Annotated in this window: 15 protein-coding genes and 1 tRNA gene; 8 read left to right on the top strand and 8 right to left on the bottom strand. The window is 61.1% G+C overall.

The window, feature by feature from the left end; translation table 11 throughout:
- Positions 1-60 precede the first annotated feature (60 nt).
- Positions 61-1,239 carry an ABC transporter substrate-binding protein gene (locus ACIY1O_RS01330; RefSeq protein ID WP_397473269.1) on the bottom strand — a complete coding sequence of 393 codons (1,179 nt, stop codon included), beginning with the start codon at positions 1,237-1,239 and terminating at the stop codon, positions 61-63.
- Between the two features lie 184 nt (positions 1,240-1,423).
- On the opposite strand from ACIY1O_RS01330, the gene ACIY1O_RS01325 reads away from it, so the two are divergent.
- On the top strand, positions 1,424-1,759 hold the full coding sequence (locus tag ACIY1O_RS01325) for a hypothetical protein (RefSeq protein ID WP_397473268.1): 336 nt from the start codon (positions 1,424-1,426) through the stop codon (positions 1,757-1,759).
- 185 nt (positions 1,760-1,944) lie between these two features.
- Here ACIY1O_RS01325 and ACIY1O_RS01320 read toward each other — a convergent pair whose 3' ends face one another.
- Complete coding sequence (locus ACIY1O_RS01320; protein WP_397473267.1) at positions 1,945-3,585, bottom strand: FAD-dependent monooxygenase; 1,641 nt, start codon at positions 3,583-3,585, stop codon at positions 1,945-1,947.
- 261 nt (positions 3,586-3,846) lie between these two features.
- Here ACIY1O_RS01320 and ACIY1O_RS01315 point away from each other — a divergent pair, with 261 nt between their 5' ends.
- A complete protein-coding gene (locus tag ACIY1O_RS01315; protein ID WP_397473266.1) occupies positions 3,847-4,470 on the top strand; it encodes a VOC family protein in 624 nt (207 codons plus the stop codon).
- A 66-nt stretch (positions 4,471-4,536) separates the two neighbouring features.
- A complete protein-coding gene (locus ACIY1O_RS01310) occupies positions 4,537-5,613 on the top strand; it encodes an aromatic ring-hydroxylating dioxygenase subunit alpha (protein ID WP_397473265.1) in 1,077 nt (358 codons plus the stop codon).
- Here ACIY1O_RS01310 and prpR read toward each other — a convergent pair.
- Positions 5,576-7,510, bottom strand: coding sequence for a propionate catabolism operon regulatory protein PrpR (prpR, locus tag ACIY1O_RS01305; protein ID WP_397473264.1), 1,935 nt, complete (start codon positions 7,508-7,510; stop codon positions 5,576-5,578). The two genes, ACIY1O_RS01310 and prpR, sit on opposite strands and share 38 nt — an antisense overlap.
- Positions 7,511-7,773: 263 nt before the next feature.
- On the opposite strand from prpR, the gene prpB reads away from it, so the two are divergent.
- The 4 genes from prpB to prpF all read left to right on the top strand — a co-directional run bounded on the left by prpB (position 7,774) and on the right by prpF (position 13,794).
- Positions 7,774-8,688 carry a methylisocitrate lyase gene (gene prpB / locus ACIY1O_RS01300; protein ID WP_397473263.1) on the top strand — a complete coding sequence of 305 codons (915 nt, stop codon included), beginning with the start codon at positions 7,774-7,776 and terminating at the stop codon, positions 8,686-8,688.
- Between the two features lie 29 nt (positions 8,689-8,717).
- Complete coding sequence (gene prpC / locus ACIY1O_RS01295; protein WP_397473262.1) at positions 8,718-9,902, top strand: bifunctional 2-methylcitrate synthase/citrate synthase; 1,185 nt, start codon at positions 8,718-8,720, stop codon at positions 9,900-9,902.
- A gap of 67 nt (positions 9,903-9,969) precedes the next feature.
- Positions 9,970-12,564: a Fe/S-dependent 2-methylisocitrate dehydratase AcnD gene (gene acnD / locus ACIY1O_RS01290; RefSeq protein ID WP_397473261.1), complete on the top strand. Its 2,595-nt coding sequence runs from the start codon at positions 9,970-9,972 to the stop codon at positions 12,562-12,564.
- A gap of 12 nt (positions 12,565-12,576) precedes the next feature.
- Complete coding sequence (prpF, locus tag ACIY1O_RS01285; RefSeq protein WP_397473260.1) at positions 12,577-13,794, top strand: 2-methylaconitate cis-trans isomerase PrpF; 1,218 nt, start codon at positions 12,577-12,579, stop codon at positions 13,792-13,794.
- A 180-nt stretch (positions 13,795-13,974) separates the two neighbouring features.
- On the opposite strand, the gene ACIY1O_RS01280 is transcribed toward prpF, so the two are convergent.
- Positions 13,975-14,051: transfer RNA gene (locus tag ACIY1O_RS01280), tRNA-Val, on the bottom strand.
- 392 nt (positions 14,052-14,443) lie between these two features.
- Between ACIY1O_RS01280 and ACIY1O_RS01275 the strand changes: the two genes are divergently transcribed.
- Complete coding sequence (locus ACIY1O_RS01275; RefSeq protein ID WP_397473259.1) at positions 14,444-16,264, top strand: bifunctional metallophosphatase/5'-nucleotidase; 1,821 nt, start codon at positions 14,444-14,446, stop codon at positions 16,262-16,264.
- 32 nt (positions 16,265-16,296) lie between these two features.
- Here ACIY1O_RS01275 and ACIY1O_RS01270 read toward each other — a convergent pair whose 3' ends face one another.
- The 4 genes from ACIY1O_RS01270 to asd form a co-directional block, all read right to left on the bottom strand.
- Positions 16,297-16,950 (bottom strand): phosphoribosylanthranilate isomerase, encoded by a 654-nt coding sequence (locus tag ACIY1O_RS01270; RefSeq protein WP_397473258.1) that lies wholly within the window; start codon positions 16,948-16,950, stop codon positions 16,297-16,299.
- Positions 16,951-17,028: 78 nt separating this feature from the next.
- The gene (gene truA / locus ACIY1O_RS01265; RefSeq protein ID WP_397473257.1) at positions 17,029-17,853 is read right to left on the bottom strand and encodes a tRNA pseudouridine(38-40) synthase TruA; all 825 of its coding nucleotides are present in this window, start codon (positions 17,851-17,853) and stop codon (positions 17,029-17,031) included.
- A 6-nt stretch (positions 17,854-17,859) separates the two neighbouring features.
- Positions 17,860-19,635, bottom strand: coding sequence for a type IV pilus assembly protein FimV (locus ACIY1O_RS01260; RefSeq protein ID WP_397473256.1), 1,776 nt, complete (start codon positions 19,633-19,635; stop codon positions 17,860-17,862).
- A gap of 2 nt (positions 19,636-19,637) precedes the next feature.
- A partial coding sequence (gene asd, locus ACIY1O_RS01255) for an aspartate-semialdehyde dehydrogenase (protein WP_397473255.1) occupies positions 19,638-20,759 on the bottom strand: 1,122 nt, incomplete at its 5' end.

Raw genomic sequence — 20,759 nt, 5'->3', positions numbered from 1 at the left:
CTGCTTATATAGAGCTTATGGCCTCCAACGCCGCGCGGGACTATGCCCGCTTGCGGCACATCAGTTAAGGGGGCAATCCTGGTAATAAGCGTCTTTATGGGCCTTCATCGGCGTCGCTTCCGTGCGGACCGTATAGCGCCCCTTTTCATCCTTGACCACTTCGTACATCGAGAAATCCTGGATGGGGAAGTGATTGGTGTTGAACGAGAAGTCGCCACGCACAGAATCGAAATCGGCCTCTTTCAGGGCGGCCCTGAAAGCGTCCTTGTCGGCAACGTTGCCGTTCACCTTTGCGATGGCAGAGTCGAGCAGCAGCGCGCCGTCATAGCCTTGCGCGGCCCAGGTCGATGGGATGGTGCCATATTTTTCTTCGTAGTCCTTGACGAACTTCTTGTTGGCCTCGTTATCCATGTCCGGGCCCCAGAAATGCCCGCCGAAAGCCCCCAAAGCGCTGTCTTTCAAAGCTTCGAGCATCGGCAGCTCGAGGATGCCGCTGGATAGCAGCGGCGTGGCCTTGAGCAAGCCGGCAAGCTGATACTGGCGTACAAACGAGACCCCGAGGCCGCCGGGGAAGAATGCATAAACCGCATCGGGGTTCTGCGATGCCACCTGGGTCAGTTCGCTGGAGAAATCCAGTTGGGTCAATGGCGTGTAAATCTCATCGACCACCTCGCCCGTGTAGAACCGCTTGAATCCTTCCAGCAGGTCTTTGCCGCCCTGGAAATTGGCTGTAATCAAGACGACTTTCTTATAGCCCTTGTCGGTGGCGTACTGGCCCACCACCTCGGCGATATTGTCGTTCTGCCAGGAAGTCGAAAAGAAGTTGGGCGAGCATGCCGCGCCGGCCAACGGCGAAGGGCCGCTATTGGTGCTGATCAGAAACACCCCTTTGTCGGTGATCGGCTTGGCCACAGCCATCATCACATTGGACCCAGTGATGCCGGCAATGATGGGAACCTGATCGCGTTCGATCAGCTTCTGCACAATCTGTGTGGCCAATTCGGGCTTGAACTGATCGTCTTCCTTGATTATCTGCACAGGTACGCCGCCCAGCTTGCCCCCGCGCTCTTCGATCGCGAGCATGAAGCCGTTGTATTGCTGTTCACCGGGAACCCCCACCGCCCCAGTGAATGTATTCATGAAGCCGATCTTCAGGGGCTGTTGCGCATGGGCGAGTGCCGTGGCGCCAGCCAGCATGGCCGCGGCGGCCACCGCATTGCGTATGAAACGATTCGCCATCTTGTTGTCTCCTTTATGGTTTTGTATATATTCGACTAACTCTACCCCCCCGGGTAATCAAGAAGGAAGATCACAATAGCGACAGCTCGATACCCGAATCGCATCGCCCTTTTCGATGTGAGTTGCAAGGCATACACTTGCCGGTCGCGAAGCACTTCATTCACCTCGACAACAGGAAATCAAAATGCCAGCCACCAGATATGCCTATTTCATCGGCCGCCCCATCGAAGGACAATCTGAACAGTTCATGCAAGAGCTCAGCGCCATCGTCACGGGGTTCTCGACCCTGCCCGGAGTCAAGTCCGCTCAGCTCGAGCGGCCCTATTATTTTGAATCCGACGAGCTCGACATCTACGCGGCGGTCAGGCTAAGTTTCGACAGCCCGAAAGACATCGACGCCGCGCTGGCGACAACCCGACGCCAGGAGCTCAGGGCGCAATTCGCCGAACGAGTCAAGCCGCTGTTCGAGGGCGTCATCACGCATATCAACTACGAAGGCGACGAACACATCCAGGGCTGATGCGACGTCAAGGAGGCCGCCATGCATTTGGATCGATTGTCTCAACGAAGCGTACAGATGTACGGCGACCGCCCATGTCCATCACAGCCCGTACCGCAAGCCAGGTTGCCCTTGCGGTTGAACAGAACGATGACGATTTCCTCAGCTCGGCGGGCTACGCCCAGGCCGGCCCGCGCGGGCAGAAACTATGCCTCGGCGTTGGCAGGGAACCTTAGGCCCACGGCGCGGGTCAGGACATCGTCTTTCCAGACGTCGCCCGTCCAGGCGATGTGCTGGTCGGGCCGGATCAGCGTCAGCGCGTGCGGGTACAGGCCGCGAACCCCGGCTTCTTCGGGTTGGACCACCGACAGCGGAACACCCAGGCGCTGAGCGTCGGCCTTCGCCGCCGCCACGCCGGGGTGTTCGGGCGATGACGACAGCAGGGTCAGGCCCAGGCCGAAATGGTCGAACAATGAACTGCCGTCATGCAGCCATGCGTGGGGCGCGCGGCAGCCGGGCTCGGCCCTGGGGGTGTAGTTAAGGAAGTCGCGCGGCGGCTCGGCACGACCTTCCCTGTCGATGACGGGCGAATCAGCATAGCAATCGTCCAATATGGTTCCCAGGGTGTAGAACTCGGAAAGCTTGCCGCTCTGGATACGCTTGGCCGCATGCCCGCGCGCGATCTCGCCTTGCTCGCCGTCGGCCTCAATATCGCCTTCCAGCAAGGCATTGCTCATGAGGTTGTGATTGGCCGTGGCCTCGCCCATGACGTGCACGTGCACGGGCCGCCGCTCGCGTTCATAGCTGTCCAGCAGCGCCGGCCCGCCCCAGCCCTTCAGCACGGCCGACAGCTTCCAGCCCAGGTCGACCGCATCGCCTATGCCCATGTTCATGCCAAAGCCGCCGAACGGCGGATGCATGTGAGCCGCATCGCCAGCCAGGAAAACCCGCCGGTCGCGATAATGGGTGGCAAGCAAGCGGCTGGCGACCCACTCGTCGGCGCTTAGAATCTCGTACGGGACATTGATGCCGGTCGCGCGGCGGATCAGTGCCGGCGCGTCTTCCTTGGTAAGGCGGACATCCGGCGCCAGGCCGGTGGGCATGAAGAACCAGCGGTCTCCGGTGTCCATGGGGCCGATCAAGCTTGGCACATCGCTGTTGATCTGCCAATACATGATGGCCGGCCCGTGCCTGTGCGCCTTGGCCAGCCCCGGCGCCCGAAACACGAAATTATAGTTTCTGGACAGGCCGTACTTGCCCTCGAGCTGGGCCCCGATGGCATCGCGCACCAGGCTGCGCGGCCCGTCGCATCCGACCATATATTGAGCCTCGACCTCGAATTGCTCGCCCGTCTTGAGGTCGCACAGACGGGCGACGACCCGGTCGTCGCGTTGCTCGAAACCCTGCAGTTCGCATTGCAGCCGCAGCGTTACCGACGGCAGCGTAAGCAGCCGGTCACGCATGACCTGCTCTACCGTATATTGCGGAATCCATTGCGCGTGCTCGGCATACAGGGGGTTGCGGCCTGGCGCGCAGTACAGCGCATTATCGAATCTTGCCAACTGATATCCGGACAGCCTGGTGGTAAATACAATATTGGACGGGTAATCTATGCCCAGCGGCGATGCATCGCGCAAGGCTTGTGCAATGCCCCAGCGCCTGAAGTGCTCGCGCGACCGGACATTGGTGGTTTTGGCTCGCGGCGCCACCCCCACACGATCATTTTGGTCGATGACGAAGCATTCGATGCCCCGCAGCCCCAGCTCTATGGCCAACCCCTGGCCCACGGGCCCGGCCCCGACAACCAGCACTTGCGTCGCGGCGCGGTGGGTCTTGACGGTGTTCACGTTTTCTTCTCCACGGTTGATGCTTGCCATCACTCAATAAGCAGCCTTTCTGTTCAGGAAATTTACCGATCCGGTTTCAGCCGCATAAGATGGCAATTCCTTCCGAGCGATGCCAAAGGGTAATCACCCGAACAAAACCGGTTGCGCCAAAGCCGGTCAAAACAGGGCAAAATGCATTGACAGTGACAAGCACTATCGACACCATAAAAAAAACATCGCATCCCGCGCTAGCACGCACGGACATTACAAGGAGACACGACCATGAGCGTCACAACCGAACACAGCAACGCTTCCGCCAACACCGCCAAGCCGGCCGTCAACCTAAAATTCAGCCATATGGGTCTCAGTGTCAAGAACCTGTCGGCCATGGAAGACTTCTACACCAATGTGCTTGGCTTCACCGTCACCGACCGGGGCCACGCCGGCGGAATGCAATTGGTATTTCTTTCGCGCGATCCGCTTGATCACCATCAGGTCGTCCTGGCAACCGGACGTCCGGACAACATTCCCGCCAACACGGCCAACCCCCAGTTCGGCCCCAGCATCAACCAGATCTCCTTCAAACTGGGCGGCTTGTCCGACTTGCGCGACATTCACGAGCGCTTGCTCGAATATGGCGGAGAAAACATCTTCCCGGCCAATCACGGCATTGCCTGGAGCATCTATGCCCATGATCCCGAAGGCAACAACCTCGAGTTCTTCGTCGACACCGACTGGTACATCACCCAGCCCTTCCTGATCCCGCTCGACCTGTCGCAGCCCGACGACGAAATCCACGATCTCACCAAGAAGATGTGCGAAGAAAGCGAAGGGTTCGAACCCTACACGCAGTGGCGAGCCCGAATCGCACAAAAAATGACCCAATTCGTAGACCCGGCCCAATAGCAATAGCAGCCAGCCTCTTTCGGGGGCTTGGCCTACGTCTCTTCCTTTTCGACAAAGAGATCCCCCATGTTCATTCGAAATGCCTGGTACATAGGAGCCTGGGCGCACGAAGTGAAACAGGCGCCCTTTGCCCGCACCATCATGAACGAGCCCATCGTTTTCTATCGTGACCAGGCCGGCACGGTCTGTGCCCTGGAAGATCGATGCTGCCATCGGGGCGCACCGCTGCGCTTCGGCCAGGTCGTCGAAAACGGGCTGGAATGCGGCTATCACGGCATGGTCTTCGACGGCTCGGGGCGATGCGTCAAGATCCCGGCGCAGGAAAAAATCCCCGCCAAGGCCCGTGTCCGGCATTATGCCGTGGTCGAAAAAGACGAGTTCGTCTGGATCTGGATGGGCGACGCCGAATTGGCCGACGAATCCAGGATCATCGACTATCCCTTCCATAACGACCATCAGCGCTGGCCGCATAAACATGCGGTGTATGAAATCGAGGCAAGCTACAAATTGATGGTGGACAACCTGATGGACATGACCCACGTCGGTTACGTCCACAAGTCGACCATCGGCGGCAATCCCAATGTCCACGTCGATGCCAAGACCGTCGTCACTCCCAGCGACAACGGCCTCAAATATGTTCGATGGCTGCTCGACAGCCCGCCACCGGCCACCTACAGCAAGGTCGTGGATTTCAAAGGCAATATCGATCGCTGGGCCGAGTTCGAATACGTCGCGCCGTCGTCCATCATCCAATGGACCGGCGGCATCGACGTGGGCAAGGGCGCACAAGAAAACCGCGACCAGGATGGCGTCGCCATTCGCGTCTTCCATGGCCTGACGCCGGTCACCGAGACAAGCTGCCGCTACTTCTGGGCCCCGGCTCACGGCTTCCGGCAAGACGAGCCCGCAATCACCGAGGCGCTGTGCCGCGAAATCGACACGGCCTTCAAGGAAGACAAGCGCATGGTCGAAGGACAGCAGGCCATGCTCAGCGCCACGGGCGAAGACCGCAGCGTCGATCTGGTCTCGGACGCCGCGCGCATACAGATGCGGCGCGTCATGCAGCGGCTTGAGCACGAAAGCAACCCTGAACCGGGCCCTGGGTTCAGCGCCCCCCCTGCTTCAATCTGCGCCAAAGCGTAGTGCGGCTGATGTTCAGCAACTCGGCGGCTTTTGCCTGGTTGCCGCCGCAATCGCGCAATACCTTCTCGATGTGGCGCAGATCGGCCGCGCGCCGGTGCTTGCCCAGTTCGTCGGTTTCGGCCCCGCCGCCTTCAAAGATTTCGGGCACCAGGGCCCGCAACGCGTCGAGTGCAGAGCCCCTGATGGGATATACATCGCTCAATACCATGATCCGTTCCAGCACGTTCTCAAGCTCACGCACATTTCCGGGCCAGGCATAATGCACCGCCGCCTCAAGCAGAGCCTCGATCAAGGCGGCGTTGCGCGGCTGCGGGCCCCCCGGATGTTCGACCCATTTCGGCTGCAAGGCGTCGATCAACGGACGCAGGTCTTCGGGGCGCTCGCGCAGCGGCGAAAGGCGGATCAAGAGGATGTTCAAGCGGTAATAAAGGTCTCTTCGGAACAAGCCTTGGGCGGCGCGGGACCCCAGTTCCTGGTGAGTGGCGGCAATGACGCGCACGTCTATGGGGGTCGGTTCGGTCGCTCCGATGCGCAGCACCTCTTTTTCCTGCAGCACCCGCAGCAGGCGGGTTTGCAGCGACAGCGGCATTTCGCCTATCTCGTCCAGGAAAAGAGTGCCCGTGTGGGCGGCTTCGAACAGCCCGGTCTTTCCGCCACGGCTGGCGCCGGTAAACGCCCCCTCGGTGTATCCAAACAGCTCGCTTTCGAGCAGGCTCTCCGGAAAGGCGCCGCAATTGATGGCGACGAACGGCTGGCTGGAGCGCTCGCTTTCAGTATGGATGCTCTGGGCTATCAGTTCTTTGCCCGTGCCGCTTTCGCCGATGATGAGCACAGTGGCCCGGCTTTTCGCACATGCCACGACACGCGCCCTGGTGTCGGCGATCAGGCGGCTGTCGCCGACAATGTCGCCCAGGCCGTATCGGGCCGAACTCGTGCGCGATACGCTGCGAGTACGCAGGTTGCGGTCCATGCGTCGAATGGCTTCCGGGTCTTGACAGATCAGCACCGCGCCGGTCAACCTGCCCTGCTCGAGGATGGGAACACGGCTTGTGACCAAGGTTTTGTCCGAAAACCGCTGGATCCGCTCAAGCTCGGGCCGCTGCCACCGCAGAGTGGATTCCAGATCCAGTTCGGAGGCAAAAGAGCCAAGAGGCTCTCCGATGAGCTTGCCCGCCGGCCTGCCCAGTATTTTCTCCATGGCGGGGTTCAACGCCTCGATGCGTCCCTCGACGTCGACCGCCACCACGCCGTCCCGCAGTTCGCCCAATATGGTGTTGATCCGGTCGCGCTTGGCCAGTTCAGACCTTCGCAAACGCCCGATCTCAACGGCGTCCTCGATGGCCTGGCTCACCAGCCGCTGCGAATAAATCAGGATGCCGGCCAGGCCGTGTTCGCGAGCCAGGTCAACGACCAGGCCGGGAGCGACGACGACCTCGACACCCGCCGATTTGAGCTCATGGACACAAGCCCGGGCTTCTTCTTCGCCGCGATAACTGCGCAAGACGACAGGCAGCGCAAAGCTTTCGACGAACTGCCTGATTTCGTCGGAAACCGCATCGTAAGTGACAAGAGCAATATGATCAGAAATGCGGGCGGCCTTGACCAGCGCCTGCATGACATCGAACCCGCCGACCCGAACCTGCACGACAGGGATGTCAAGGTGTTGGCGCAGATAGTTGCCGTTGGAACCGGCCGCCACGATGGCATCGATAGTCGACCGACGGCTCCGCGCCGCGATGTCGGCCACCGCCTCGTCATAGGCTTTTTCAATCAAGGTGATTTCGGCACTGGCATGAAAGCCCGGAATAAGCGTCTCGAGCAAATGCCGCAGGCCGTGCAACCCTACCGCCACCACGTGGACGGGAAGCTGCGCAGACGGGGTTGCGCGCATAGTCATGCCCTCTTTACGCGTTTCACGATTTTCTATTGAAACATTTTTATTTCAAAAATGAAACATATGGCCAGGCATGGTCTGATCGCAAAAGCACCATGACGATTTTTGAATCGCGTTTTTCTCTTGAAAGATAAAGGCTTAAGAAATAACCATTACATTTTATTAAATTGGCATGGAGTTTGCTTGATATCTTATTTAGTATCTAATGGCTCGCTGATCGATTTCTTGACGGGCCAACCATCACCCACCACTTGCCACGAGAAGCCATGTCCTTGAACAACAGCACCACTCTTAGCCCCGGCGGATCGTTTCGCGCCGCGCTGACCGACGAAAAGCCCCTGCAAATCATCGGCGCCGTCAACGCCAATCACGCCTTGCTTGCCAAGCGCGCCGGCTATCGGGCCATTTATCTTTCCGGCGGCGGCGTGGCCGCGGGCTCGCTGGGCCTGCCCGATCTTGGCATCAACACACTCGACGACGTCCTGGTGGACGTGCGCCGAATCACCGATGTCTGCGATTTACCGTTGCTGGTCGATATCGACACGGGGTTCGGGCCATCGGCCTTCAATGTCGCACGCACCATCAAAAGCCTGATCAAGTTCGGCGCCGCCGCCTGCCATATCGAAGACCAGGTGGGCGCAAAGCGTTGCGGACACCGCCCGGGCAAAGAGATCGTCAGCATCCAAGAGATGGCCGACCGGATCAAGGCGGCGGCCGACGCCCGCACCGACGACGCCTTCTACCTTATCGCCCGAACCGACGCCCTGGCGTCCGAAGGCCTGGAAGCCGCCCTCGAACGCGCCCAGGCGTGCGTGGATGCGGGCGCCGACGCGATCTTCGCCGAAGCGGTCCAAGATCTGGAAACCTATGCCGCTTTCACCAAGGCGCTGTCCGTTCCCGTGCTGGCCAACATCACCGAATTCGGGCAGACCCCGCTGTTTTCGGTCGAAGAACTAAAAAGCGCCGGGGTAGGCATGGTGCTATATCCGCTGTCGGCTTTCAGAGCCATGAACAAGGCGGCCGAGGCGGTATACACAGCCATCCGGCGCGATGGCCACCAACGTAATGTCCTGGACACCATGCAGACTCGCGAGGAACTATACGACCGCATCGGCTACCACGCGTTCGAACGGCATCTGGATGAACTCTTCCGGCAGAACTCCGGGAACGCTCACCCATAAACCTTGCATACCGAATAAAGGAGATCTCCATGGCCACAACAGACCATCGCCCCGCTTCAGCCGCGGCCGACACAGCAGCCGGCGTCCCCAAAGCAAAGAAATCCGTCGCCTTGTCGGGAGTAGTGGCGGGCAATACGGCCTTGTGCACCGTTGGCCGCAGCGGCAACGACCTGCATTACCGGGGCTACGACATCCTCGACATCGCCGAGGCCTGCGAGTTCGAAGAGGTTGCGCACTTGCTGATCCATGGCCATCTTCCCACCGCCGTGGAACTCAAGGCCTACAAAGAGAAGCTGCGCCGGCTGCGCGGCTTGCCGCTGCATGTGCAGCACGTGCTCGAAAGCCTGCCCGCCTCGTGCCATCCGATGGACGTCATGCGCACCTACGTTTCGGCGCTGGGCTGCGTGCTTCCCGAAAAGGACGACCACAATATCCCCGACGCCCGCGACATCGCCGACCGGATCATGGCAGGCCTGGGCTCGGCCCTGTTGTACTGGTATCACTACAGCCATAACGGACACATGATCGACGTGCTTAGCGACGGCGACAGCATCGGCGAGCATTTTCTGCACCTGCTGCACGGCGCCAAGCCCGACGGCGACTGGGTGCGGGCCATGCACACCTCGCTCATTCTTTATGCCGAGCACGAGTTCAATGCATCCACCTTCACATGCCGGGTCATCGCAGGAACCGGGTCGGACATGTATTCGGCCATCGCCGGCGGCATCGGGGCGCTGCGCGGGCCCAAGCATGGAGGCGCCAATGAAGTGGCCTTCCAGGTGCAAAAGCGCTATGCCTCGCCGGACGAGGCCGAAGCCGACATCCGCAGGCGCGTCGATAACAAGGAAGTGATCATCGGCTTCGGCCACCCCGTCTACACCATTTCAGACCCGCGCAACGAAGTCATCAAGCGCGTTGCGAAGCAACTTTCCGGCCAAGCCGGCAACACCGCCATGTACGAAATCGCCGAGCGGCTCGAAAGCACCATGTGGGATGCCAAGAAGATGTTTCCCAATCTGGACTGGTTCTCGGCCGTTTCTTATCACATGATGGGCGTGCCCACCGCCATGTTCACCCCGCTTTTCGTCATTGCGCGCACCGCGGGCTGGGCCGCCCACATCATCGAGCAGCGCATCGACAACAAGATCATCCGCCCGACGGCCAACTACGTCGGTCCGGAAGACCGGAAATTCGTGCCTCTGGACGAGCGTTGAGCATGTTCCCGCACACGACCCCGCCGGCACGGGCGGGGGCCGACCACTCTGACGATACGACCAAGACATGAATACCGCCTACCGCAAACCCCTGCCAGGCAGCGGCCTGGACTACTTCGACGCCCGCGCGGCGGTCGATGACATCCGGCCTGGCGCTTACGACACCCTGCCCTACACCTCGCGTGTGCACGCCGAGAACCTCGTGCGCCGCTGCGACCCTGCGATCCTCGTTGAATCATTGACCCAGCTCATCGAGCGCCGCCGCGACCGCGATTTCCCCTGGTATCCGTCCCGCGTGGTCTGCCATGACATCCTTGGCCAGACCGCGCTGGTCGATCTCGCCGGCCTGCGCGACGCCATTGCCGCCAGGGGCGGCGACCCCTCGCTGGTCAACCCCGTGGTGCCCACCCAACTCATCGTGGACCACTCCCTGGCCGTCGAGCATGCCGGCTTCGAGAAAGACGCCTTCGAAAAGAACCGCGCTATCGAGGACCGCCGCAACGACGACCGCTTCCACTTCATCGACTGGACGAAAAAGGCCTTTCGCAACGTCGACGTCATCCCGCCGGGCAACGGCATCATGCACCAGATCAACCTTGAACGCATGTCGCCGGTGATACACGCCATCGACGGCGTCGCGTTCCCGGACACCCTGGTCGGCACCGACAGCCATACACCGCATGTGGATGCCCTGGGCGTGATCGCCATCGGCGTCGGGGGCCTGGAAGCCGAAAGCGTCATGCTGGGCCGCGCCTCGTGGATGCGCCTGCCCGCCATCGTCGGCGTGGAACTCACCGGAAAACTGGTCGCCGGCACGACGGCCACCGACCTTGTGCTGGCCATCACCGAATTCCTGCGCAATGCCAAGGTGGTGTCCAGCTACCTGGAGTTCTTCGGCGAAGGCGTGGCCGGCCTCACCCTTGGCGACCGCGCCACGATTTCCAACATGACCCCCGAATATGGCGCCACGGCGGCCATGTTCTACATCGACCGGCAGACCATCGACTATCTGCGCCTGACCGGGCGCGACGACGAACAAGTGAAGCTGGTTGAAACCTACGCCAAAGAGGCCGGCCTGTGGGCCGACAGCCTCGCCACCGCCCGCTACGAGCGTGTGTTGCGCTTCGACCTGTCTTCCGTCGTGCGCAACATCGCCGGCCCGTCCAACCCGCACCGCCGCGTCGCCACCTCCGAGCTGGCCCGGCACGGCATCACCGGCAAGATCGAGAACAAAACCGGACTGATGCCCGATGGCGCGGTCATCATCGCAGCCATCACCAGTTGCACCAACACCAGCAACCCGCGCAACGTGATCGCCGCCGGCCTGATCGCGCGCAACATCAATGCGCGAGGCCTTGTTCGCAAGCCCTGGGTCAAGACATCGTTGGCGCCCGGCTCCAAGGCGGTGCAGCTCTATCTGGAAGAAGCCGGCCTGCTGCCCGAACTGGAGAAGCTCGGTTTCGGCATCGTGGGTTTCGCCTGCACGACCTGCAACGGCATGAGCGGCGCGCTCGATCCGCGCATCCAGCGGGAAATCATTGAGCGCAACCTGTACACCACGGCGGTGCTCTCCGGCAACCGCAACTTCGACGGCCGCATCCATCCCTATGCCAAGCAGGCCTTTCTGGCCTCGCCGCCGCTGGTGGTGGCCTACGCCATCGCCGGCACCATTCGCTTCGACATCGAGAAGGACGTTCTGGGACATGACTCCCAGGGTCGCCCGGTGACTCTCAAGGACATCTGGCCCACCGACGAGGAAATCGACGCCCTGGTGGCCTCGAGCGTCAAGCCGGAACACTTCCGCCAAGTGTACGAGCCCATGTTCACCGCCGGCGTGGTGTCGGGTGAAAAAACATCGCCGCTCTACGACTGGCGCCCGCAAAGCACCTACATCCGACGCCCGCCCTACTGGGAAGGCACGCTGACGGGCAAGCCCGGACTCAAGGGCATGCGTCCTCTGGCGATCCTGGGCGACAACATCACCACCGACCACCTCTCGCCGTCCAACGCCATCCTGCCCGACAGCGCCGCCGGCGAATACCTGGCGAAGATGGGCCTGCCTGAAGAGGACTTCAACTCCTACGCCACTCATCGCGGCGACCACCTTACGGCGCAACGCGCCACCTTCGCCAACCCCAAGCTCATCAACGAGATGGCGGTGGTCGGCGGCGCGGTCCAGCAAGGTTCGCTGGCCCGGCTGGAACCCGAAGGCAGGGTGATGCGCATGTGGGAAGTGATCGAGACCTACATGGGCCGCACCCAGCCGCTCATCATCGTGGCCGGCGCCGACTACGGCCAAGGTTCGTCACGCGACTGGGCGGCCAAGGGCGTGCGCCTGGCAGGCGTGGAAGCCATCGTGGCCGAGGGTTTCGAACGCATCCACCGCACCAACCTGGTGGGCATGGGCGTGCTGCCGCTGGAATTCCTGCCCGGCACCGACCGCAAGACGCTCGCGCTGGACGGCACCGAAACCTATGACGTCACCGGAGAAGCCACCCCCGGCGCCACGCTGACCCTGATCATTCATCGCCGCAACGGCGGCCCTGTTGAAGTGCCGGTGAAGTGCCGCCTGGATACGGCCGAAGAAAAGTCCATCTACGATGCCGGCGGCGTGCTGCAGCGCTTCGCCCAAGACTTTCTCGACGCCAACGTCGAAGTCTGAAAGGAAGAAAACATGAAGACTTTCCCACCCCAGGTGAAGATTCCCGCCACCTACATGCGGGGCGGCACGAGCAAGGGCGTGTTCTTCCGCCTGGACGATCTGCCTGCCGCCGCGCAGGTGGCCGGCCCGACGCGCGACGCCCTGCTCATGCGCGTCATCGGCAGTCCCGACCCCTACGGCAAGCATACCGATGGCATGGGCGGCGCCACCTCCAGCACCAGCAAGGTGGTGATCCTGTCGCGCAGCAAGCGGCCGAGCCATGATGTCGACTACTTGTTCGGCCAGGTCTCCATCGATCAGCCCTTCATCGACTGGAGCGGCAACTGCGGCAACCTGTCCGCGGCGGTGGGGCCTTGCGCCATCGCCATGGGCCTGATCAACGCCACGCCACCCACCGACGGCATTGCCACCGTGCGCATCTGGCAGGCCAACATCGCCAAGACCATCGTCGCGCACGTACCCATGAGCGGCGGCAACGTACAAGAAACCGGCGACTTCGAGCTGGACGGTGTCACCTTCCCGGCGGCTGAAATTCAGCTCGAATTCATGGACCCGGCGGCGGATGACGACGCCGGAGCCCTGCTTCCGACCGGCAATGTGGTGGACGAGTTGAATGTTCCAGGCGTGGGCCGCTTCAAGGCAACCCTGATCAACGCCGGAATACCCACTATTTTTCTCGAAGCTTCGGCGCTTGGCTACACAGGCGCCGAGCTTCAGGACGATATCAATAACGACCCCAAAGCCCTGAAGATGTTCGAAACCCTGCGCTCGCACGGTGCACTGCGAATGGGCCTGATTAGTAAGCTGGACCAGGCTGCGCAACGCCAGCACACTCCAAAGATCGCTTTCGTCTCCCCGCCCGCCAATTACACCGCATCAAGCGGCAAGGCGGTAACAACGACAGACATCGACCTTCTGGCAAGAGCCCTGTCGATGGGCAAGCTGCACCATGCCATGATGGGAACGGCGGCCGTCGCAATCGGCACTGCGGCCGCGATCTCCGGCACCCTTGTAAATCAGGCCGCGGGCGGCGGACAACTTGAATCCGTACGGTTCGGCCACCCTTCCGGAACCCTGCGCGTCGGGGCGCAAGTGCGCCTGCAAGACGGCCGATGGTCGGTTACCAAGGCAGTCATGAGCCGTAGCGCCCGCATCCTAATGGAAGGCTGGGTGCGCGTTCCAGCCCCAGAAGATGCGCCTGTCGACAGCGCGCACCTGTCAGCGGCGTGACTGTCCCAGCCATGCCCCAGAGCCCATACCCCCAAACTATTGGAGCATACCCCCAAGTGCACCCCCATTTTCTCTGGGTGACGCTGGTTAAACCTGGGCAACGGCAGTAAACAAAAAGGCCGCGCTTCCTATGGAAGGCGGCCAATCTGGGCAACGTTGGGCATTGCCGGATACTGAAACTGGTAGGCAGTACTGGATTCGAACCAGCGACCTCTACGATGTCAACGTAGCGCTCTAACCAACTGAGCTAACCGCCTGTAAAGAACGAAACTATAGCGTATTTTCTGGTGCTTTGCAATTACGGCCTGCGCTTTGTGGGTGCAACATGGGAATGTCCGGTATGGGGGTGCGGACATTTCTATTTAGCCTTGACATTACGGCCTGCGCTTCGCCTGCCGCCGAAGAATATTGCATTACAGCATCGATTTTGCCCAGGCAGCGAGGGTATCAAATACCCTTGGCGTCTGACTATTTGACGGAGATGGCCTGATACGTCAGGATGTCGTCACGCCTCGACAATCACTCGCTCGCCATGTCTTCCACTTGTCACCAATATCCGGGTTTTAAACAACTCTTCGTTCGTCTTTCCGGTGCAGCGGGCTTCGCAACGCTTTTCGCTCTGGCTGCCTGCTCGACTCCACAGCTTCACATGCGGCAGAGCGTGCATGAAGTTGCCAAAGACGAGTACGAGCTGACATTGCTGCACATCAACGACCATCATTCCCATCTGGATGAAACGACTGTGCCTCTTATGCTGGATGCCGGCGGCGCGAAACGGGAACGGGTGCTCGTCGCCGCCGGTGGTTTTCCCCGAGTTGTTTCGGCCATGAAGACGCTCGAGGCGCGGGCTACGGGATCGGTCATCAAGGTGCATGCGGGCGACGCCATCACGGGCGACCTTTATTATTCCTTGACCAAGGGGCAGGCCGATGCCGATCTGATGAATACGGTCTGCTTTGACACCTTTACGCTGGGCAACCACGAGTTTGATCATGGCGATGCGGCGCTAAAGGATTTCATCGATCGACTGCACGGCGGCGAATGCCGAACTCATGTCCTTAGCGCCAATGTCCGTTTTGGCGCCGATTCCGCCCTGCACCCGAGCAAGGCGCCCGGCTACGTACAGCCTTCAGCAATAATTGAACGTGACGGTCGCCGCATCGGCTTGGTGGGCATCACGGTGGCCGACAAGACTAAAAACGCCTCGCGTCCCGATCCGGGAACGAATTTTCTGGATGAAGCCGCCAGCGCTCAGGCACAGATCGATGCCTTGGCCAACCAGGGCGTTGACATCATTGTGTTGCAAACGCATTACGGTTACCGGAACGACCTGGCGCTGGCCGGCCGCCTGCGAGGGGTAGACGCCATCATTGGCGGAGACTCCCATACCTTGCTGGGCCCCGCCAGCTTGCAGGATTATGGGTTGGCTCCAATAGGCCCTTATCCAACGCATGCCACCGACCTAGACGGCAACCCGGTCTGCGTGGCCCAGGCAGGCCATTACGCCTATGTCGTGGGCGAGCTGAGGCTGCGCCTTGACGACAAGGGCCGCCTGCTGTCGTGTGAAGGACGGCCCCATCTTTTGATAGGTGACGATTTTCGCAGGGCTAAAAATGGGGTCGCCCCTCTGAGCCCGGCTGAAATCCACACGGTGATGGCCGACGTGGCACGCTCGAACGCATTACGCATCACACCACCCGACGCAGATGCCACAGCTGCTCTTGCTCCGTATCAGGCACAAAAATCCGAGTTCGGTTCAACCGTGGTTGCCCAGGTTGCCCATACCTTGTGCGCGCGGCGTGTTCCGGGTGCGGCCGGCAGAAATAGCGCCTCGAGTCAGGGCACAGACTGTAGCGGCAACGACCGGCTCGCTCGGCATGGCGGCGATGTACAGCAACTGGTCGCCCAGGCCTTTCTTGAACAGGCGCGGCAGTATTTCGATGCCGATGTGGCTTTGATCAATGCCGGTGGCGTGCGAATCGACCTTCGGCCCGGCCCGCTTACTGTTAAGGACATCCACACGCTACTGCCGTTCAAGAACACTCTTGTGCAATTGAAAGTGCCCGGGTCCGTGTTGAAAGCGGCGCTGGAAAGCGCCATAGAGGCTGCCCTGGGCCCAGGTCGCAGTACCGGTGCGTTTCCCTATGCGGCGGGCATGCGCTGGCAATTGGATGCCGCAAGCCCGCAGAATAACCGCCTGACACGGCTGGAAACTCTAGACGCCGGCAATGGGCATGTGCAATTCGATCCGGACCGAGTTTATTCGGTGGCGACCATCGACTTCATCGCCGACGGTAAAGATCACTACACGCCGTTCGCACAGCTGGACGAAGATCAGCGTGTCGACGTCGGACTGGACGCCACCGCGCTCTTCCTGGATTATGTTCGCGCCATTGCGGGCCCTGGCGGTTTTCTGCAACCCTTGCCTGCGAGCCGCTACAGCACGCAGAAAATCATTGACGGGCCCTGATGAACCAGCTGGGCAAAGACGCACTTACCCGCTCAGGAAAACGAGGTGCGGTAAACGGTCCTCATGAAGGCAGCGATTTTGTCGGCCGATTTAACGCCGCCGGATTCTTCCACGCCGCTGGAAACGTCAAGCGCAAAAGGACGTACGGTTTGAATTGCATCTGCGACATTGTCGGGCCTTAGCCCTCCGGCAAGCACCAGCGGTCGGCTGTCTTTCGCGCCACGCACCTCATCAAGCAAACCAATGTCGAATGTCAGCCCGCTTCCGCCATAGCCGGGGCTGTAGCTGTCGAACAGCCATGCCGCCGCTTGCGGATGCCGGCGGCAGGCTTGAAGCACAGAGTTGGAATCTTCAAGTCCGGGGCCGCCCACCCGAAAGGCCTTCATGTAGGGATGGCCAAATGCAGTGCAATACTGCGCTGTTTCATCGCCATGAAACTGCAGGATGTCGGGCCGAACCTCATCCAGCACCTGATGCACCAGGGCTTCGGGCGCATTGACGAACAAGACGGCCACACTGACAAACGCCGGCGTCGCCTGGCGCAGGGTGCGAGCCTGCTCGATGGTAACCAATCTGGAACTCTTGGAATAGAACACGAATCCGATCGCGTCAGCACCGGCCTCGCAGGCCGCGTGGACATCTGAAATACGCGTAATGCCGCAGATTTTGACACGGGTTCGTAGCATGCAACAAAAACCTTTACGATAAAAAATGAGGTCGAGCAGGCATTTTAGCCTTCTGAGCCCGCCGCCTGCACAACCGCACTACGGTGGGCCAATGCCGGATGGTGGTACCGGCAAAAAGTGCGTAGCCATAAGCTCGTTCAAATCAGCCGAGGGTAATCCGAATTGCAATGGGTACTCCACCCCTGCCAGATACAATCCCGCCGGCGAAAATGTGGGCGCCGAAAGTCGGCGGTCGCGCTGGGCAAGCAAGCTATCTATCCAGTCCGGCTCGTGCCTGCCTTGCCCTATATAAAGCAAGGCGCCCATCAGGTTACGTACCATGTGGTGCAAGAACGCATTGGCCTTGAAGGCGAAGACGAAACAATCGGCCTGCTGACTGACTTCAAGGCTATGCAAAGTACGCACCGGGCTTGCCGCCTGACACTGCGACGACCTGAACGCACTGAAATCATGTTCGCCAACCAGTCGGGCGGCGGCCCGACGCATGGGTTCAAGATACAGCGGCCTGTATACCCACCCGGTTCGCCCATGCGTCAAGGGCGAACGCACACGGGCCTGGCGGACAAGATATATATAAGTACGAGACACGGCAGAGAACCGCGCATGGAAATCGTCATCAACCTGGCAGGCCCATTGCACCGCCACGCTGCTTGGCAGCATGGCGTTCAAGCCCCTGACCCAAGACTCGGCTTGCCTCTGCACATCGGTATCGAGGTGCACCACCTGCCCGAGCGCGTGCACCCCGGTGTCGGTTCGGCCTGCACATATGGTGGACGCGGGCTGGTTCAAGAACCCGGCAAGCGCCGACTCGAGCGTGTCTTGTACGGTTAAACGGCTGGGCTGGGTCTGCCATCCTTGCCAAGGCTGGCCGTCGTAGGCCAGCCCCAATGCCACCCGTGGCATGATTGCCTAGCCGGAATGCGGTGGCCGCCCGTCATTGGGCGAGCTGGACAAGTCGAGGTCGATCTTTTCCAGGCGTTCTTGCACCATGGCCTCGGTAACCACGCCCTGCCCTTCGCCGCCGCGCGAAGCGCTGGCGCGACGCAACACCCAGGCGATGATAAGTACGACCAGCGCCAAAATTGCCGTAATGACGCCCAATAGATTTTGCTGTAGCCAGGACACCGGTTGCTCTGCCTTGCTGGAACTGGAAAGGGTGGATTCTTCCGCCGCTGGGGAAGCCCCGGGTTGCGCCGTGCCGCTTGGTCCCGCCGATTGCGCGATACCCGTAGGGCCGCCGGCGCCAGCGCTTCCGGCTTGCGTGCCGCCGTCTGAACCGGCGGGGCTGGAACCTTGTTGGGCTGAAGCAGCCTGGCCGCTCTGACCAGGCGACGCGACGCCGGCGCCGTCTGTTGACGCGCCCGTGCCGCTGGATAACGCGCCGCCGGACTGACCCGGCTCAGCGCCGGGCGCGCTTGGATCCGGCGCCCCGGAAAGGCCGGCATCGCGCTGACTTGATTCTGTCACTGTCGTGGAATCGCCGGGCCGGTTTGCACTTGATGCTCCGGAGGATTCGGCCCCCGCCTGCCCGGACTCGGACGCCCCCTCGGCAGCGGCGGGCTCTTCTGAACCCATGCCAATGCTGGTGGCGGCTTCGGACAGCGTCTGGCTGACCGCGGCCGCGCCTTCAAGCACGGCATCTTTTGCGGCTTCGCCCTGCATCTGCAGCGCCTGGTTGAGGCTTTGCACATTACGCTCGAGTTGCGACACACGAGTTTCAGATTCGGCGATATTGCGTTGCGTGGCATCGCGCTGGTCGTCCCGGGCGTCGTCAGCGCCACCACTGGACAAGACGACTTGGTCTCCGCGTGCCGCCGCCGGCGTGGCGGAGACCGTGGCGGGAGCGCTGGACACCGTACCGCTCTGGGTGGAGCCGCCTGTGACAGCTTCACCCCGCTGCCCGGCTACGCCCTGACGATATGCGGCAAACGCTTGCGCGTGCTGCTGGAATATGCGTCTGGCCTCACGATCGGATACCGCCCTCAATGCAGCGGCATCGGGTATGGACAGTGTGGCGCCGGCCTTGACCAGATTGATGTTTCCGTCGATGAAAGCTTGCGGGTTGGCCTTTTGCAAGGCCACCATCATCTGGTAGACCGAGACGCCGTCGACGGCGTTGGCCAGTGCCAGCGCAAAAAGAGTATCGCCCCGGCGTACCGGAATGGAACCGGACGGAGCGGGCGCCCCAGGAACGCCAGTGGACAAGCTTGCGCCGCCGGCATCAGCTTGCCCGGCCACTGCCGGCACGGGGCTCGACGCGCTGGTGAGAAGACTGACTTGATGCTGCTGGCTGCCCGCCGCTGTAGTGATCTGAAGCAGCAGATCGGCGACAACCCCATTGAAAGACTGGTTGGAGCGCACCTGGACAAGTCTGGAATCAGGGCTGAAGCCTTTTTCCACGCTGACTTGCAGGCTGGAGAGCTCGACCGGCGGCGTCAGGCCCGCTTGCTGCCAAGCGGCAAGCGGAGCGGCTGACACGCGCAACGACTGCTGTTCGGCATCGCTAAGCTGCCGGATGGGCACATTTATATGCAGTGGCTGGCCTGGTGCGGACACCAGGCGCGAATGGCCTATGCTTGCTGCGTCGGCCGGCGAACCCATCGCCAGCATTGCCGCCAGCGCGAGCGCTACCGGCGTAATCCGGACTATCGGCAGGCCGGGGGCCGCACAACAAGACTTCTCCATATTTATAGTTCGCCCAAAGTGATGCGCAGCATACGTCGCAGAGGCTCTGCGGCTCCCCACAGCAACTGGTCGCCAACCGTAAACGCGCTAAGATATTCGGACCCCATGGACATCTTGCGCAGGCGTCCGACGGGGATGTCCAAAGTACCCGTTACCGCCACCGGCGTCAATTGCTGCATGGTGGCCTCACGCTCATTTGGCACGACCTTGGCCCACTTCGAGCCTTCGCGCAGCAGATCCGAGATTTCGTCCAGGGGAACATCGCGCTTGAGCTTGATTGTCAATGCCTGGCTGTGGCAGCGCATTGCGCCGATACGGACACACAAACCGTCGATGGGCGTGGGCGCCGTACCGAAGGCTTCGCCACGACCAAGAATCTTGTTGGTTTCGGCTTCGGCCTTCCATTCTTCGCGCGACACGCCGTTTTCAAGATCTTTGTCGATCCAGGGGATAAGACTGCCGGCTAGGGGCACGCCAAAGTGATCCCGGGGCAGATCGGCATCGTGTTGCTTGGCCAGTACGCCGCGATCAATTTCTAAAATGGCCGAGGCCGGATCGTCGAGCAAAGGGCGAACCGCTTCGTTGATAAGGCCGAACTGCGTGAGCAGCTCGCGCATATGCTGAGCGCCGCCGCCGGAGGCTGCCTGGTAGGTCATGCTGCTCATCCACTCGATGAGGTCGTTGTTGAACAGCCCCGCCAAGCCCATCAGCATGCAGCTGACCGTGCAGTTTCCGCCCACGAAATTCTTGACGCCGCGTTGCAAGGCCGCATCGATGACCGGCCGGTTGACCGGGTCGAGCACGATGATGGAGTCGTCGGACATGCGCAAAGTGCTTGCCGCATCGATCCAGATGCCGTCCCAACCTGCTGACCGCAGCTTGGAATATACGGCCGTGGTGTAGTCGCCGCCCTGAGCCGTGACGATGACAGGCAGCTTCTTCAAGGCCTCTATATCGAAAGCATCTTGAAGATTGCCCGCGCCCTCGGCCCAAGCGGGGGCCTTGCCACCGGCGTTGCTGGTGGAAAAGAACACGGGTTCAAAAAGAGAGAAATCGTTTTCGTCGCGCATGCGCTGCATGAGGACCGAACCCACCATGCCGCGCCAACCGACCAAACCTACTGC

This window comes from Pusillimonas sp., assembly GCF_044464525.1.
GTDB lineage: Bacteria > Pseudomonadota > Gammaproteobacteria > Burkholderiales > Burkholderiaceae_B > Pusillimonas.
Note: the sequence above shows the minus strand (reverse complement) of the source record. Positions and strands in the feature narration are given on the sequence as shown.